Origin of the sequence: Actinobacillus porcitonsillarum (genome assembly GCF_003101015.1) — a bacterium.
Classification (GTDB): Bacteria; Pseudomonadota; Gammaproteobacteria; order Enterobacterales; family Pasteurellaceae; genus Haemophilus_A; species Haemophilus_A porcitonsillarum.
In genome coordinates this window covers 1410515-1426893 of the sequence record NZ_CP029206.1, presented here as the reverse complement: position 1 = coordinate 1426893, position 16379 = coordinate 1410515, and the positions used below count along the sequence as shown (strand labels likewise).

At 40.7% G+C, this 16379-nt stretch carries 14 protein-coding genes; 5 read left to right on the top strand and 9 right to left on the bottom strand.

Features of this window, described 5'->3' with window-relative positions; all coding sequences use genetic code 11:
* Positions 1 to 3: 3 nt before the first annotated feature.
* The gene (locus tag DDU33_RS06975; protein ID WP_108924016.1) at positions 4 to 1395 is read right to left on the bottom strand and encodes an MATE family efflux transporter; all 1392 of its coding nucleotides are present in this window, start codon (positions 1393 to 1395) and stop codon (positions 4 to 6) included.
* A 244-nt stretch (positions 1396 to 1639) separates the two neighbouring features.
* On the opposite strand from DDU33_RS06975, the gene infC reads away from it, so the two are divergent.
* The 5 genes from infC to ispC all read left to right on the top strand — a co-directional run bounded on the left by infC (position 1640) and on the right by ispC (position 4639).
* Positions 1640 to 2179, top strand: coding sequence for a translation initiation factor IF-3 (infC, locus tag DDU33_RS06970; RefSeq protein WP_081451206.1), 540 nt, complete (start codon positions 1640 to 1642; stop codon positions 2177 to 2179).
* A 101-nt stretch (positions 2180 to 2280) separates the two neighbouring features.
* Positions 2281 to 2478 carry a 50S ribosomal protein L35 gene (rpmI, locus tag DDU33_RS06965; protein ID WP_005596065.1) on the top strand — a complete coding sequence of 66 codons (198 nt, stop codon included), beginning with the start codon at positions 2281 to 2283 and terminating at the stop codon, positions 2476 to 2478.
* Between the two features lie 91 nt (positions 2479 to 2569).
* Positions 2570 to 2923 (top strand): 50S ribosomal protein L20, encoded by a 354-nt coding sequence (gene rplT / locus DDU33_RS06960; protein WP_005714486.1) that lies wholly within the window; start codon positions 2570 to 2572, stop codon positions 2921 to 2923.
* 133 nt (positions 2924 to 3056) lie between these two features.
* The gene (locus DDU33_RS06955; protein ID WP_108924014.1) at positions 3057 to 3368 is read left to right on the top strand and encodes a hypothetical protein; all 312 of its coding nucleotides are present in this window, start codon (positions 3057 to 3059) and stop codon (positions 3366 to 3368) included.
* 80 nt (positions 3369 to 3448) lie between these two features.
* Positions 3449 to 4639 carry a 1-deoxy-D-xylulose-5-phosphate reductoisomerase gene (gene ispC, locus DDU33_RS06950; protein ID WP_108924012.1) on the top strand — a complete coding sequence of 397 codons (1191 nt, stop codon included), beginning with the start codon at positions 3449 to 3451 and terminating at the stop codon, positions 4637 to 4639.
* A gap of 41 nt (positions 4640 to 4680) precedes the next feature.
* Here ispC and DDU33_RS06945 read toward each other — a convergent pair whose 3' ends face one another.
* From DDU33_RS06945 to uvrC, 8 genes are all read right to left on the bottom strand, one after another.
* Positions 4681 to 6624 carry an ABC transporter ATP-binding protein gene (locus tag DDU33_RS06945; protein WP_108924010.1) on the bottom strand — a complete coding sequence of 648 codons (1944 nt, stop codon included), beginning with the start codon at positions 6622 to 6624 and terminating at the stop codon, positions 4681 to 4683.
* Positions 6625 to 6746: 122 nt separating this feature from the next.
* Positions 6747 to 7064 (bottom strand): thioredoxin, encoded by a 318-nt coding sequence (gene trxA / locus DDU33_RS06940; protein WP_005820842.1) that lies wholly within the window; start codon positions 7062 to 7064, stop codon positions 6747 to 6749.
* Between the two features lie 130 nt (positions 7065 to 7194).
* Positions 7195 to 8487, bottom strand: coding sequence for a nucleobase:cation symporter-2 family protein (locus DDU33_RS06935; protein ID WP_108924008.1), 1293 nt, complete (start codon positions 8485 to 8487; stop codon positions 7195 to 7197).
* A gap of 244 nt (positions 8488 to 8731) precedes the next feature.
* Positions 8732 to 11389, bottom strand: a complete 2658-nt coding sequence (gyrA, locus tag DDU33_RS06930) for a DNA topoisomerase (ATP-hydrolyzing) subunit A (protein WP_108924006.1) — start codon at positions 11387 to 11389, stop codon at positions 8732 to 8734.
* A gap of 185 nt (positions 11390 to 11574) precedes the next feature.
* Positions 11575 to 12774: a Bcr/CflA family multidrug efflux MFS transporter gene (locus DDU33_RS06925; protein ID WP_108924004.1), complete on the bottom strand. Its 1200-nt coding sequence runs from the start codon at positions 12772 to 12774 to the stop codon at positions 11575 to 11577.
* Positions 12774 to 13466: a 16S rRNA pseudouridine(516) synthase RsuA gene (gene rsuA, locus DDU33_RS06920; protein WP_108924002.1), complete on the bottom strand. Its 693-nt coding sequence runs from the start codon at positions 13464 to 13466 to the stop codon at positions 12774 to 12776. The genes DDU33_RS06925 and rsuA overlap by 1 nt, the downstream gene beginning before the upstream one ends.
* Before the next feature lie 71 nt (positions 13467 to 13537).
* Positions 13538 to 14509 carry an o-succinylbenzoate synthase gene (gene menC, locus DDU33_RS06915; protein ID WP_108924000.1) on the bottom strand — a complete coding sequence of 324 codons (972 nt, stop codon included), beginning with the start codon at positions 14507 to 14509 and terminating at the stop codon, positions 13538 to 13540.
* Between the two features lie 12 nt (positions 14510 to 14521).
* The gene (gene uvrC, locus DDU33_RS06910) at positions 14522 to 16357 is read right to left on the bottom strand and encodes an excinuclease ABC subunit UvrC (protein WP_108923998.1); all 1836 of its coding nucleotides are present in this window, start codon (positions 16355 to 16357) and stop codon (positions 14522 to 14524) included.
* Between the last annotated feature and the right edge of the window lie 22 nt (positions 16358 to 16379).

The window sequence follows — 16379 nt, the reverse complement described above, 5'->3', positions numbered from 1 at the left end:
ATCTTATTTAATTTTTTCTAATTTTCGAATCAACTGTTCTGCCGGAATACGATGAATTTTTACCATTTGCCAAATCAATAATCCACTCGCTAAACTTAAACAAACACAGAAAGTAAACCAAAAACCTGCGGCAGCCATAGGTTCTACCAGCCAATTAGTTCGTGCAAGGGTATAACCTAAAGGCATACCGACAATCCAATAGCAAAATAGGGTAACAAATAAAATCGGTTTTGTATGTTTATAGCCTCGTAATATACCGTTAGCGACTGCCTGTAAAGCATCAGGAATTTGATAAACCGCTGCAAATAGCAGTAAATGGGCTGCAATAGAAATTGATAACGCATCACGAGTAAAGGCTAAAGGAATCAGTTGATTAAAGAGAATAATCACGATAGCTGCAAAAATGGCGAAAATAAACCCGGTAAGTAAAGCGTGATAACTCAATACTTTGGCTTCCTCAACCAATTTTTGACCAAGTGTTTGCCCAATAACAATCGTTGTCGCAATACTAAAAGACATAGGAATCATAAAAAAGATGGAACTCGTTTGTAATGCAGCTTGATGGCTTGCCACAACCTGAGCACCTAATGGCGAAAGCAATAATGATGAGGTCGAAAATAACATCACTTCCGTAAAAGTTGCAAAACCGATAGGTAAGCCTAATTTGCAAATTTTCAATAAAGTTTGACCGCTTGGTTTTTCAAACCATTGGTTAAATAAACCGATATCTCGTTGCGATTTATTGGTATAACTATAATGAAACATCAATAAGAACATAACCCAATTGACAATTACCGTTGCTACCCCGCATCCTACCGAGCCCATTTCCGGCATGCCTAACTTCCCGAAAATAAAAATATAGTTAAGAGGAATGTTAAGCAATAACCCGAAAAATGTAATACGCATTGCTGGCGTCGGATTTGATAAACCATCATTCATACAGCGTAGATTGATGGCTAATAATGCAGGGATTACACCAAGCGACATAATCGCTAAATACTGTTGTGACTTCAGTGAAAATGAAGCCGGCGTTTGCATATAATCTAAAATCAGATCGCTATTTAAAAAGATGAGAATTAAAGGTGCGGATAATGCCAAAACTAACCAAAAACCTTGACGGATTTGATGAGCAATTAAATGACGCTGATTTGAGCCATTTAAATAAGAAACGGTAGGCGTAATGGCATTTAATAAGCCTAAAACAAATAAAAATAACGGGAAATAGATAGAATTACTGACGGCAATGGCAGAAACATCATCATCGCTCACTAACCCAGCCATCACAATATCCGCCAATCCCATACCTGAAGCGGATAATTGAGAAATAAAAATAGGAACCGTCAATTTAAATAATCGATGGGCATTTTGGGGGTATCTTTGCCATTGTAAATTCATAAAAAACCTCAAAAAATAATGCATTATTATACCCCAGCTTTTGTAAGAAATCCTTTATCAAAGGACAGAACCATCAACTCAAATACAGATTCTTTGTTTTAAATGCCTCAGTTTGTGTATTGTCTATTGCATAATCAATGAAAATCCGTTAGAATCCGCCCGATTTTGTCTTTTTTAAGACAAGCTAATAATGGAAATCTGCTCGGCAGAATATTCGTATAAAACTAACTAGAGGAATAATACTATTAAACCTGTAAAACGTGTTCAGACAAATCGCGCGCATCGTCTTAATGAAGAAATCCGCGTGAAAGAAGTTCGCTTAACTGATCAAGATGGTGAACAACTTGGTATCGTATCAATTCAAGAAGCATTAGCAAAAGCTGAAGAAGCTGAGTTAGACTTAGTTGAAATTAGCCCAAATGCTGAACCACCGGTTTGCCGTATTATGAACTACGGTAAGTTCATCTACGAGAAAGAGAAAGCTGCAAAAGAGCAGAAGAAAAAGCAGAAAGTTGTACAAGTGAAGGAAATTAAATTCCGTCCGGGTACAGACGAAGGCGACTATCAGGTAAAACTACGCAGCCTGATTCGCTTTTTGGAAGATGGCGACAAAGCCAAAATCACGGTTCGCTTCCGTGGACGTGAAATGGCTCACCAAGAAATTGGTATGGACGTGCTAGAGCGTGTTAAAAACGATTTAGCGGAAATTGCCGTAGTAGAGTCTGCCCCAGGCAAACTCGAAGGTCGCCAAGTTGTAATGGTTCTAGCTCCTAAAAAGAAATAGTCCATTACCTTGAGATGTAATTAGTGCTTCCAAGTAATATTGGCAACAATATTCGCCTAATTACTGGTTATTAACATAAACAATGCGGAGTTATTTTAACAATGCCTAAAATTAAAACAGTACGTGGTGCTGCGAAGCGTTTCAAAAAAACAGCTTCTGGCGGTTTCAAACGTAAACAATCTCACTTACGTCACATTTTGACTAAGAAAACAACTAAACGTAAACGTCACTTACGTCACAAATCGATGGTAGCGAAAGCAGACCAAGTTTTAGTAGTAGCATGCTTACCATACGCATAAGCGTAAATTAAGCATAACGTACGATTAGTTAATTTTTAGTTTAATAAATGTAAAAGCGTTAATTTACGCTTAAATAGTAGGAGATTTAATAATGGCTCGTGTAAAACGTGGTGTTATTGCAAGAGCACGCCATAAGAAAGTTCTTAAGGCTGCTAAAGGTTATTATGGTGCACGTTCACGCGTGTATCGCGTTGCTTTCCAAGCAGTAGTTAAAGCTGCACAATATGCTTACCGTGACCGTCGTCAGCGTAAACGTCAATTCCGTCAATTATGGATTGCTCGTATCAACGCGGCAGCTCGTCAAAACGGTTTATCATACAGCAAATTCATCAATGGCTTGAAAAAAGCGTCTGTTGAAATCGATCGTAAGATCCTTGCTGATATCGCAGTATTTGACAAAGTGGCTTTCGCAGCATTAGTTGCTAAAGCAAAATCTGCTCTTTAATTTTAAAGAATAGATAAATAGGACGCTTTCGGGCGTCCTTTTTTATATCCTAAAGAAATTATTTTAAATAAAAGGGATAATTCTTAAAAACAAGCGGTCTAATTTAGACACTTTTTTACCATAAGGAAATATGATGAAAAAATTTATTCTCTGTTTAGCACCTTTTTTAGTCGTTGCTTGTTCTACACCGCAACAACAAAGCACGGTTCCATTAGATATGAAAGCCGTTCAAGAATATCAGCAACGTATTACAAGTGGAAATACCGTTGATAAAAACAATCCATCTAATAATGAACCGCTTAACCAAAGCGATCATAAACCTAAGGTGGTTTATCAGCGAGCACCTGCTGCCATCTACCCTTCTGTGGGTGTTGGTTATGGCTGGGGACATAGACACCATCATTATGGTATTGGCACAAGGCTAGGTACGGGCTATTGGTACTAATGATCTAGGGGCTGTGGAATAATCCACAGCCCTTTAATTTATGCTAAAATAAATTAATGATTTATTTAGGATAGTTTACGATGAAAAAAGTTGTCATTTTAGGTTCTACCGGTTCTATTGGAAAAAGTACCCTCTCTGTTATTGAAAAAAATGCTGATCAATACCAAGTTTTTGCGCTTGTTGGCGGAAAAAATGTGGAATTGATGGCGGCACAATGCTTATTATTTCAGCCTCAATTTGCGGCTTTAGATGATGAAAATGCAGCTTATGAATTAAAAAATCATCTGGCACAATTAAATGTGAAAACCGAAGTGCTTGCCGGACAAAAAGCTATCTGTGAACTCTCTGCTCACCCGGAAGTAGATATGGTAATGGCTGCAATTGTCGGGGCAGCAGGTTTATTACCAACACTTTCAGCGGTGAAAGCAGGTAAAAAAGTCCTACTTGCCAATAAAGAATCTCTAGTAACCTGCGGGCAAATTTTTATTGATGAAGCTAAAAAATCAGGCGCACAACTTTTGCCAGTTGATAGCGAACACAATGCGATTTTCCAATCGCTACCGGTAGAAGCGCAACACAAAGTTGGCTTTTGCCCTTTATCAGAACTTGGCGTGAGTAAAATTATTCTAACCGGTTCAGGCGGACCTTTCCGAACCAAACCGTTGGAAGAATTTGCAACAATTACTCCGGCTCAAGCTGTTGCTCATCCTAACTGGTCTATGGGTAGAAAAATCTCTGTCGATTCTGCCACAATGATGAATAAAGGCTTAGAGTACATTGAAGCACGCTGGCTATTTAATGCTTCGGCTGAAGAGATGGAAATCATCATTCATCCTCAATCGATTATTCACTCAATGGTACGTTATATTGACGGTTCAGTGATTGCGCAAATGGGCAATCCTGATATGTGTACGCCAATCGCACATACAATGGCTTACCCAAACCGTATCCATGCTGGCGTTGCGCCATTGGATTTCTTTAAATTAAAAGAATTAACCTTTATTGAACCTGATTTTGCCCGCTATCCAAATTTAAAATTGGCGATTGATGCTTTTGCTGAAGGGCAATATGCGACCACGGCGATGAATGCGACTAACGAAATCGCCGTAGAAGCCTTCCTTAACGAGCAAATTCGTTTTACCGATATTGTGCATATCAACCGCACCGTTGTAGAAAACATTGCGCCAATTGCCATTCGTGAAATTGCCGATGTGCTGCATATTGATAAACTTGCGAGAGAACTTGCAAAACAAGCGATCTTACAGCAATAAATAAAAAACACCGTTAGTTTTTCTCCTAACGGTGTTTTTATTTAAGCATTACCTGCTTTAATATTTTCTAAGGTTTCCCAACGCTCAAAAGCATGTTCAAGAGCCTGTTCTGCTTCGGCTAATTTCTGTAGTTGCCCCTGTGTATAAGCGGTGTCTTTCGTGAAGAAATCCGCACTATTCACTTCGGTTTGTAAAAGCTCAATCTCCGCCTCTAGCGCTTCCATTTTAGCAGGGAGTTCTTCCAGTTCTCGTTGATCTTTATAAGAGAGCTTCACTTTCTTATCAGTTTTAGGCTTCTCTTTAACTGCTTCTTTTTTTACGGCTTCTTCTTTTGCAAGCGATTCATTTTTCTTCACATTTTGCGAAGTTGCTGCCAATGTCGCATGGTAGTTTTCTTGCTGCTGTTTCGCATCGAAATAACCACCAATATATTTATTCAGTACGCCATTTCCTTCAAAGAAATAGCATTCCTCAACGGTATTATCAATAAATTGACGGTCGTGGCTAACAATTAACAAAGTTCCCTGATAATCCGCAAGTAACTCCTCCAATAATTCTAGCGTTTCCACATCTAAATCATTGGTTGGTTCGTCCAGAATTAACAAGTTATTCGGTTTTAGCAATAATTTCGCTAATAATAAGCGGTTACGTTCGCCCCCAGATAATGCTTTAACGGGCGTCATAGCACGTTTAGGCGGAAATAAGAAATCTTGCAAGTAGCCTAATACGTGGCGTTTAACGCCATTTACTTCAATATCTTGCTTACCATCCGCCACATTATCCATTACCGTTTTTTCTAAATCCAGTTCTGCACGGTATTGGTCAAAATAAGCGACTTCTAGTTTTGTCCCGCAACGAATTGAGCCTGAGGTAGGTTGAAGTTCGCCAAGTAACAATTTGATAAACGTTGTTTTTCCACAACCATTAGCACCCACGAGCGCAATTTTATCGCCTCGCTGAATAGTCGTAGAAAAGTTTTTCAATAAGGTTTTGCCTTCAATTTCATAACTTGCATTTTCGACTTCAAAGACGATCTTGCCTGAACGAGCTGTGGTATCGAGCTGAATTTTAGCGGTTCCCTGAACCTCTCTGCGATTTCGGCGTTCTTCACGTAATTTTTTCAGTGCACGTACACGCCCCTCGTTACGGGTTCGGCGAGCTTTAATCCCTTGACGGATCCAAACTTCTTCTTGAGCAAGTTTTTTATCGAATAGCTCATTTTGTAGCGCCTCTACTCTTAATTCTTCCGCTTTCGTTTCTAAATAAAGATCGTAATTTCCCGGATAAGAAACCAATTTACCACGATCTAAGTCCACAATACGAGTTGCCATTTTGCGAATAAATGAACGGTCGTGCGAAATAAAGATGATCGAACCTTTAAAATTGAGTAATAAATCCTCTAACCACGTGATGGCTTCTACATCTAAATGGTTGGTCGGCTCATCTAATAAGAGAACATCAGGATCTGCCACCAACGCACGAGCTAATGCTGCTCGGCGAACCCAACCACCGGATAATTCACATAAACGTTTATCCGGATCGAGCTCCAATAATTTCAACGTATCTTGAATACGGTTCTCAAACTGCCAGCCATCGTTATGCTCTAACTGACTTTGCACCGCTGAAAGTTTTGCCATCAATTCATCGCTATAATCTGTTTGCATTTGTTGCGAAATATGATGATATTGCTTTAACAAATCACTTAAATTTGCAATGCCTTCCGCTACATAATCAAACACGGTTTCTTGAATATGCCGAGGCGGATCTTGTTCTAAACGAGTAACAACAATGTCTTTTTCAAAGATTAATTTTCCATCGTCTAATTGAACTTCACCGGCTAATACTTTCATTAGCGTGGATTTCCCTGCGCCGTTACGCCCCACTAAACACACTCGTTCATTGGGTTCAATATGTAATTCGGTATGATCTAAAAGCGGATGATCGCCAAAGCCTAAATAAGCGTTTGAAAGGTTTAGTAATGCCATAAAAATAATACGTTTAAAAAGAAAATGGGGCTATTTTAGCAGATTTCAGAAGTGATGTAAGCGGATAGATTTTAGGACTCTTTTGCAAAAAAGCCTTGTATAAAATACAAGGCTTAGCAAAATTAAAGAGCTTGCTCAACAAAAGCAGCAAGTTGTGATTTTGGTAATGCGCCAACTTGAGTTGCTACCACTTGACCATTTTTAAAAAGAATTAATGTTGGGATTGAACGAATACCAAATTGCGCCGGGATTTGTTGGTTTTCATCAACGTTCACTTTAGCAATTTTAGCACGTCCTGCAAATTCTTCAGAAAGCTCATCTAAAATTGGCGCTACCATACGGCAAGGACCACACCAAGGTGCCCAGAAATCCAATAATACAGGCACATCTGATTTTAAAACTTCTTGTTCGAATGTTGCATCAGTTACTTGTAAAGTCATAATTTTTCCTTATTTTGAGTAAATCGAAGTAAAAACGCCACCAATAAAATCTCGTGGCGTTCGGTTGGGGTGTAAGATAAGGTTTAACTAAAACAATTTCAAGTCTATTTTCCCAATTACACCAATAAATCTATTCTTTATCTTCAGGTAAAACAAGGTTCAGAACTAAAGCTAAGATAGAACCAACGGTAATACCTGAGCCAAAAACTTCTTTAAAGAATGAAGGTAGTTTATCAAGTAACTCTGGTCTTGTGGTTACCGCTAAGCCACAACCAATCGAAATCGCAATAATTAAGCCGTTACGTTTAGAACGTTCCACTTTATCTAACATTTGAATACCGGCAGCAATGATCATTGCAAACATCATTAAGCCTGCTCCCCCCAATACCGGGCTAGGAATAGAAACGATTAACGCTCCTAACCAAGGGAAAATCCCTGCAAGCACTAATAATACCCCCATCACAGTAACAACATAGCGACTTGCCACACCTGTTAAAGAAATCACCCCAATATTTTGAGCAAAAGATGAAAAGGGTGTCGTGGACATAATCGCCGCTAAAGCAGAACCTAAACCATCACAAAGTACGCCGCCACGTAAATGTTTACCGGTAATTTCTGTTTGGGTTGCGTTACCTAATGCTAAAAAGTTACCGCTTGATTCCACAATAGTTACTAAATAAGCAATCGACATGCCGATAATCCCTGAAATTGGGAAGGCTAAACCGAAATGCAGTGGTTGAGGAATCGCCACTAAATCTGCATTTTTCACCGCTTCAAAGTTAATCCAACCTAATGCTAACGCCACAACATAACCAACCATCATACCAATCACGATAGCCGCTGCCGAGAAAATCCCTTTCCCCCATTGCACTAAAATGACCACTAAAATCAGCACGAAAGTCGCCATCGCAAGATTTGCCGGATCAGCATAATGCGGATCGCCTTTTTGGCCACCGGCAAACCAATCCACCGCGACAGGGATAAGACTTAGACCAATCATCATAACCACAACGCCGGTAACCACCGGTGGGAATAATTTACGTACATAAGGCATAAAAAAGCTGCCGATAATCATCACAAGAGAACCGACAAGTGAAGCCCCTAAAATACCGGCAACACCGTGTTCACTAAAACCGATGGCAAGAGCCGCTGCTACGAACGTAAAACTTGTGCCCATTACGCTCGGTAAACGTAACCCAATCGGACCAATGCCTCGACATTGAATAATGGTAACAATCCCTGAAACCAATAATGCCGCATTGACTAAGACAATTGTATCCGGCGTTGGAAGTTTTAACACATTCCCGATAACTAGAGGAACCGCGATGATACCGCCTAACGCAGCCAAAAGGTGCTGAGCGGCTAAAAGAAGGGTTAAACCAAAAGGAGGTTTTGAATCAACAGGATAACGTAATTTTTGCATAAATGCCTCATTGTAAAAAAATTGAGGCGATTATACGGATTTCTTTGATTTTACGCAAACGTTTGCGGAAATAAAACGAAGAAAAAGAAAGCGGTTATTTTTATAAAACAATTTGCAAAAAATGGGGGATTATGTGGAAATGGTACAACGTTTGAAATTTGTTTTTGTTGGGGCTAATGACATTAGCCCCTATAAACGGTAAATGAATTTAATGGGCAAATGTGATTTGCCCATTACAAATAATTTAGGCTTCGGCTTCTTCGAAGTCCTCTTCTTCATCAACTTCGCAGATGCGCTCTAAACTCACAACGTGTTCATCATCAGCTGTGCGGATAATACGAACGCCTTGGGTGTTACGTCCGACTAAACTCACTTCATTTACACGAGTGCGGACTAACGTGCCGGCATCAGTGATCAACATAATTTGGTCGTTTTCTTCAACTTGAACAGCTGCAACCACTTTACCATTACGCTCATTCACTTTGATCGATACAACCCCTTTTGTTGCACGTGATTTTACAGGGTACTCACTTAATGCGGTACGTTTACCGTAACCGTTTTGTGTTACCGTTAAAATTTCGCCTTGCGTATGTGGAATAACTAAAGAAACCACTTTATCAGTCGTTAAATTCACACTTGATGTTTCTTCTGTATCTTCGTTTTCAACGGTCTCAATTTCAACATCTTCAACTTCATCTGAAATTTCTGTGGTTGCCAGTTTAATACCACGAACCCCTGTCGCAACACGTCCCATACCACGGACTTGAGTTTCAGCAAAGCGCACCACTCGACCTTGTGCAGAGAAGAGCATAATTTCGCTCTCTCCGTTGGTAATATCCACACCAATCAACTCATCGCCTTCGCGAAGTTTTAACGCAATGAGACCGCTTGATCTCACGTTACTAAACGCATCTAATGAAACTTTTTTCACCGTGCCGCTTGCAGTTGCCATAAAGATGAATTTATCTGCACTAAACTCGCCATTTGGAACCGGAAGAATTGCGGTAATACGTTCATTTTCCTCTTTAACAAGCGGTAAAATGTTCACGATTGGCGTACCACGTGCGCCACGGCTTGCTTGTGGTAATTGATATACTTTTAATTGATATAAACGACCACGGCTTGAGAAGCAAAGAATAGTATCGTGTGTATTTGCCACTAACAATTTCTCAATAAAATCGTCTTCTTTCATCTTCGTTGCCGATTTACCTTTACCGCCACGGCGTTGTGCTTCGTAGTCTGATAACGGTTGATATTTCACATATCCGGCGTGAGAAAGCGTTACCACCACATCTTCTTGCGCAATCAAATCTTCGATATTGATGTCGCCCGATGCTGCCGTGATTTCTGTACGGCGCTCATCACCAAATTCGGCTTTCACACGCTCTAACTCTTCACGGATCACTTCCATTAAGCGTTCCGGACTGGTTAAAATGTGTAATAATTCGCCGATTTCCACCAATAACGCTTTGTATTCATCTACGATTTTTTCGTGTTCTAAACCGGTTAGACGGTGTAAACGTAATTCTAAGATCGCACGTGCTTGCGCTTCAGATAAGAAATATTTTCCATCACGTACGCCTAATTCTGCCGGTAAATCTTCCGGACGAGAAGCATCTACACCAGCAGCTTCTAACATTGGGGCTACGTTACCGAGCTCCCATGCACGAGCTAATAAACCTTCACGAGCTTCATCTGCCGTTTTAGATGCACGAATTAACTCAATCACAGGATCGATATTAGCTAACGCAATCGCTAAACCTTCTAAAATATGTGCACGTTCACGGGCTTTGCGCAATTCAAAAATCGTACGGCGTGTAACCACTTCACGGCGGTGTTTCACGAAGGCTTCAATAATTTGTTTGAGGTTCAATACTTTTGGCTGACCATTGTCTAATGCCACCATATTGATACCAAAAGTTACCTGCATTTGGGTAAGTGAATAAAGATGATTAAGTACCACTTCTGCGACCGCATCACGTTTCACTTCAATAACAATCGAGATACCTTTTTTATCCGAATAGTCGTCAATTTTGCTGATACCTTCAATTTTCTTATCTTTTACCAATTCCGCAATTTTTTCGATTAATTTTGCTTTATTAACTTGGTAAGGCAATTCAGTTACAACGATTTGCTCACGACCTTTATCGGTTGTTTCTACGCTTGCTTTCGCACGAACATAAACTTTACCTCGCCCTGTGCGGTAAGCCTCTTCAATCCCTTTACGCCCATTGATAATCGCCCCAGTAGGGAAATCTGGACCAGGGATATGACGCATTAACTCTTCAATTGAAATTTGCTCATCTTCAATGTACGCCAAACAACCATCTAATACTTCATTTAAGTTATGAGGCGGAATATTGGTTGCCATACCAACAGCAATTCCCGATGAACCGTTTACTAACAAGGCTGGGATTTTGGTTGGAAGTACATCAGGGATCATCTCTTTGCCATCATAGTTCGGCGAGTAATCCACGGTTTCTTTATCTAAATCCGTTAATAATTCCTGAGTAATTTTCTGCATACGTACTTCGGTATAACGCATTGCAGCTGGTGCATCGCCATCAATCGAACCAAAGTTACCCTGCCCGTCCACTAACATATAACGAAGCGAGAATGGCTGCGCCATACGTACAATGGTGTCATATACTGCTGAATCGCCGTGAGGGTGGTATTTACCGATAACATCACCCACAACACGAGCCGATTTAACGTGAGGACGGTTAAATGTATTGCTGTTTTGATCCATAGAAAACAGCACTCGGCGATGTACAGGTTTTAAACCATCACGCACATCCGGTAATGCACGCCCAACAATAACAGACATTGCATAATCGAGATAAGATGTTTTTAATTCATCTTCAATACTGACGGGAGTAATATCTTTGGCTAATTCGCTCATTGAAATTTCCTAATCTCATTTATTAAAAAGAAAGCCTTACTAACAAGGCAAAAATTGTGCAAGATTATAGCATAAAAAGGCAGAAAAAGGGGAAAGAAGCACAGAGAAAGCAGAATATTCTTTAAAAAGAAAAGCGGTTTAATTTCCTGAAAATAAAAATTAAACCGCTGACTTTCTATATTATTTTATACTTTTTGCGCATCTGCCGAACGATAACAACAAAAATAATAAATCACTGCTGCTGATGTTACACACATCGCCATCGCATAAAGCATTGGTTTTTCACTGGTTACAGCAATTTGAGAAAGCAATGCGCCAACTAATGAACCAATACCAAAACGAGCAACCCCGGCAACAGCATTTGCCGTGCCTGCCATTTGAGGGTAACGATCCAGCACCGCCGCGGTCGCATTACTCCCAATCGTTGAAAGCATACCTACATAAAACGGCACCCCGACAACCATTGCCCAAAATCCCAATCTAAAGGTTGCAACGATCGCAAGCCAAATACCCGCCAATAACATCATCGTTAAGCCAAAACGGAGCATTTTTTCAGATCCCATTTTGGTAACTAATCGACCATTGATTGCCGTCATGGATACCATCACAATCATATTCAGCATAAAGAAATAACCAAAATACTCTTGCGACACACCATAAATGCCGATATAAACTAACGAACCGGATGTTAAAAAACAAAACATACCTGCAAAAGTTAAACCACCGACTAACACATAACCTAAAGTTGCTTTATGTGATAATAAAGAGGCAAAATTCTTTAATATTTGCCCGAATTTCAATGGTTGGCGTTTTTCTGTAGATAAGGTTTCCGGAATTTTCCACGAAACAAGAACAACACTCACTAAGCCCATTGCCACTAAAGTGTAAAAAATAGAGTGCCAATGAAAGTATTTGGCAATATAACCGCCCATAATCGGTGCTAATAAAGGTGCTAACATTGAGATAATCATAATTACCGACATCATTTGTGCAAATCGGTTACGATCAAATAAATCTCTCACTAAAGCCCCTAATACGACTGCAGGTGCCGCGCCACACAAGCCTTGGATCAATCTTAAAACATAAAATGTTTCAATATTATCTACGTGAGTGAGGAAATAAGCAGCCACAGCCGCACCCGTTAAGCCAATCAAAATAATCGGTTTTCGCCCAAAACTATCTGCTATAGGCCCCCAAAACAATTGCCCAACCGCAAAGCCGAAGGTAAAAACGGCAAGTGTCGTTTGGACTTTTTCTTGAGAAACATCAAGATCCCGTGCAATATCAAGGAATGAAGGTAAATACATATCAATTGCCAAAGGGGGCAACATAGCCATCATCCCGAGAATAATAAAAAAGCACGGATGTGGTTTTCTTTCAGTCATTAAAAACTCCCAATTTCATCTTCGTTCAAAGGGCGAAACTCCCCTTCTTGTAAATCTTCGTCTAATACAACAGCGCCAATTCGCCAACGATGTAGAGCTTCTACTTTATTTCCCAATGCCGCAAACATCCGTTTAACTTGATGATATCGCCCTTCGCTTATGGTTAAATTCACATTATAGTCATCTAAAATTTCCATTTTTGCCGGTAAACAAGGCTCTCGCTCGCCTCGTAACAAAATCCCCTCTTCAAATCGTTGAGCGTAAAAATCCTCAACCGGATCGGCTAAAGTGACTAAATATGTTTTTTCACAATGGTGTTTAGGCGAGGTAATTCGATGAGACCATTTACCGTCATCGGTTAGCAGAACAAGCCCCGTTGTGTCCACGTCTAAACGCCCTGCTGTATGTAATTTAGTCATTAATGGATAGTCAAAAAACTGGAACACCGTTGGATATTCGCCATCATCGTGAGAGCAAACATAGCCTTGCGGTTTATACAACATAAAATATTGCCCTTCATCCATCCATTCCAATAATTCGCCATCATAGTGAATTTCATCCTGAGCCGTAATTTTCACTGCTCCACTTTTTTCAACCTTTTGGTTTACGGTAACCAAACCGCTTTTCAATGCTTTTGCGGCTTGTGAACGTGTGAGCCCCGTATTTTCTGCAATAAATTTATCTAATCTCATTTTATTTTTCCTTTTATCGTCTTATATCATTATACGCTTTTCACTTTACAAGCGGTCGTTTTTCTTGATTTTTACGCAAATGGTATCGGTTCAATAAATTCGCTTTGTAGATCCACTAGTGGTAACGATGAGCCGTTCCAAGCTCGCACGAGTTGTACTTTCATTAAATGCAAAGTATCCAAGCCGGCAACACTTTTAGGGGTGTATTGTTTGGCGATACGGGCTAATTGGCTTAATCCTAAACTGGATTCGATACTTGAGCTAATGACGACTTGCAAACCTTGCTGATGTGCTTGTTGAATAAGATCAATACATTTAGCCAAAGAGCCGACTAAGGTAGGTTTAATGACAATCGCATTTAAATAAGGTTCTTTTTTAACACAAAAATCTGCCTCTCTTACCGTTTCGTCCCAAGCAATAGCAATCCCCGTAAGTTGCGCAAATTGGCGAGATAATAGTGGGGTTTGGCAAGGCTCTTCGATAAATTGAATGCGAGAACGCAATGATTTTGCAATTTGTTGTGCAAATTCGACCGCTTGCGCCAGCTGCCAAGCCCGATTGGCATCTAAGCGTAGTTGTAATTGAGGGAATTCGGCTAATAATCTGTTTGCCAACTGCCCTTCTTGCTTAGCATCAAAACCAATCTTGATTTTAGCTAATGATGAGCTTGTTTGTGCAAGTTTCGCCTTAAATGCTGCCATATTTCCATCGCATAGCAAAGCAGATTCAAAAGCCCCTTCTTCGCCTAAATCCCCCTCTAATTCTGCTAAGGCACAGCTCAATCCAAATGCCACCGAAGGATATAAATCCTCCACATTTCGCGTAAGACTTTGACACCAACATTTTAACTGCTGCTCCGCCATTTCTAGCGTTTCGGCACTAAAGGTCGGCAACGGCGCAATTTCGCCAAACCCCATTTTTCCCGAACGTTCCAGTTGAATGATAAAACCTTGTCGCTCAACTAATGGCTGTTTTCGCAGTACCACACCGGTTTGACAAGGAATTCGATAACGATAGAGCTTAATTTCATCTATGCTTTGCATTGAAAACCACCGCTAACTGTGATGTAAAGTATCAAAAATCGTTTCCGCAAGGGCTGCTGAAATCCCCGGTACAGACTGAATTTCCTCTAAAGTTGCTGCTTTCACCCCTTGCATACCGCCAAGATATTTCAGTAAGGCTTGACGGCGTTTAGCCCCAACGCCAGCGATGGATTCTAAACCACTTTCGGTAAAGGCTTTTTGTCGTTTCTTACGGTGCCCGCTAATGGCGTGGTTATGGGATTCATCACGGATATGCTGAATTAAATGTAACGCAGGGCTGTCGGGCGGTAAGTGGATTTCCTTGTCCCATTTGCTGATCAGCAAGGTTTCTAACCCTGCTTTGCGTTCTACACCTTTTGCCACGCCGATAAGTAACGGTTTGGATTTATCCCATTCCACTTTGAGATTGGCAAAGGTGTCTAACGCTCGGTTTAACTGCCCTTTTCCGCCGTCAATGAAGATAATATCGGGGATTTTTTCAGGCGGAAGCGGTTTATCGTAACGCTTGAGCAGGGCTTGTTCCATCGCAGCATAATCATCGCCCCCTGTAATGCCTTCAATATTGAAACGGCGATAGTCGGATTTTAGCGGCCCATTTTCATCAAAGACTACACAAGAAGCGACGGTTTGTTCGCCCATCGTGTGACTGATGTCAAAGCATTCCATTCTTGCAATTTTTGGCAAAGAAAGCACCGCTTGTAAGGCTTCATAACGGGTTTGAATACGAGCGTCTTGCTTGAGTTGTAAGGTCAATGCCGCCATTGCATTCGTTTTGGCAAGGGCGAGATAACGGCTTTTTTCGCCACGCACCTTATCGGTAATACTCACTTTATGCCCTGCTTGTTCCGACAATACCTTTTCTAAGGCTTCCACTTCGCTCACGGGGTGATCGATAATGATTTGGTGCGGAATGGTGCGATGTTGGTTCATCTGTAAATAAAACTGTCCGATAAAAGTGTCGCTCAATTCGGCAAGTTCCGTATGGTTCGGTACTTTGGGGAAGTAGCTTCGGCTACCTAACACTTTCCCTTGTCGCACAAACAGAATATGCACGCAAGCGATGCCGTGTTGATAGGCAATCGAAATAATATCGAGATCGTCTAGACGTTCATTCGATACAAATTGCTTTTCAGTGACCGCTCGCACCTGCTGAATTTGATCTCGAAAACGAGCGGCAGCTTCAAAATCCAGATCTTCCGCTGCTTTTTCCATTTTGCTAATCAAATGTTCGATCACTTGCTGATCTTTACCTTGTAAGAATAAGCGAACATACTCCACCTGTTGATCGTATTCTCGTTGGGAATAAACGCCTTCAACGCAAGGGGCAAGGCAACGCCCGATTTGATATTGTAAACAAGGGCGAGAACGGTTTTTGTAGTAGCTGTCTTCACACTGGCGGATCGGAAACAGTTTTTGTAGCAGATTTAAGGTTTCCCGCACCGCTCCGGCATTTGGGTAAGGCCCAAAATATTCCCCTGCAATTTTTTTGCTTCCCCGAAAGCTGGCTAAACGTGGGTGCTGGTGTTTGGTGAGCAAAATATAAGGGTAAGATTTGTCGTCACGAAGCAACACATTGTATTTCGGTTGATTTTCCTTAATGTAATTGTGTTCCAACAGTAAGGCTTCGGTTTCCGAATGGGTAATGGTGGTATCAATATGAGCAATTTGCGAGACCAAAGCTTCGGTTTTTCGGCTGGCAAGATTGCTACGAAAATAGCTCGACAGACGTTTCTTTAAATCTTTTGCCTTACCGACATAGATAATCGTGCCTTTATCGTCATACATACGATAAACACCGGGGTTATGTGGTGTATCGGCAAGAAATTGTTTGGAATCGAATTTTGACATAGAGTTGTAGGGACACACTGCG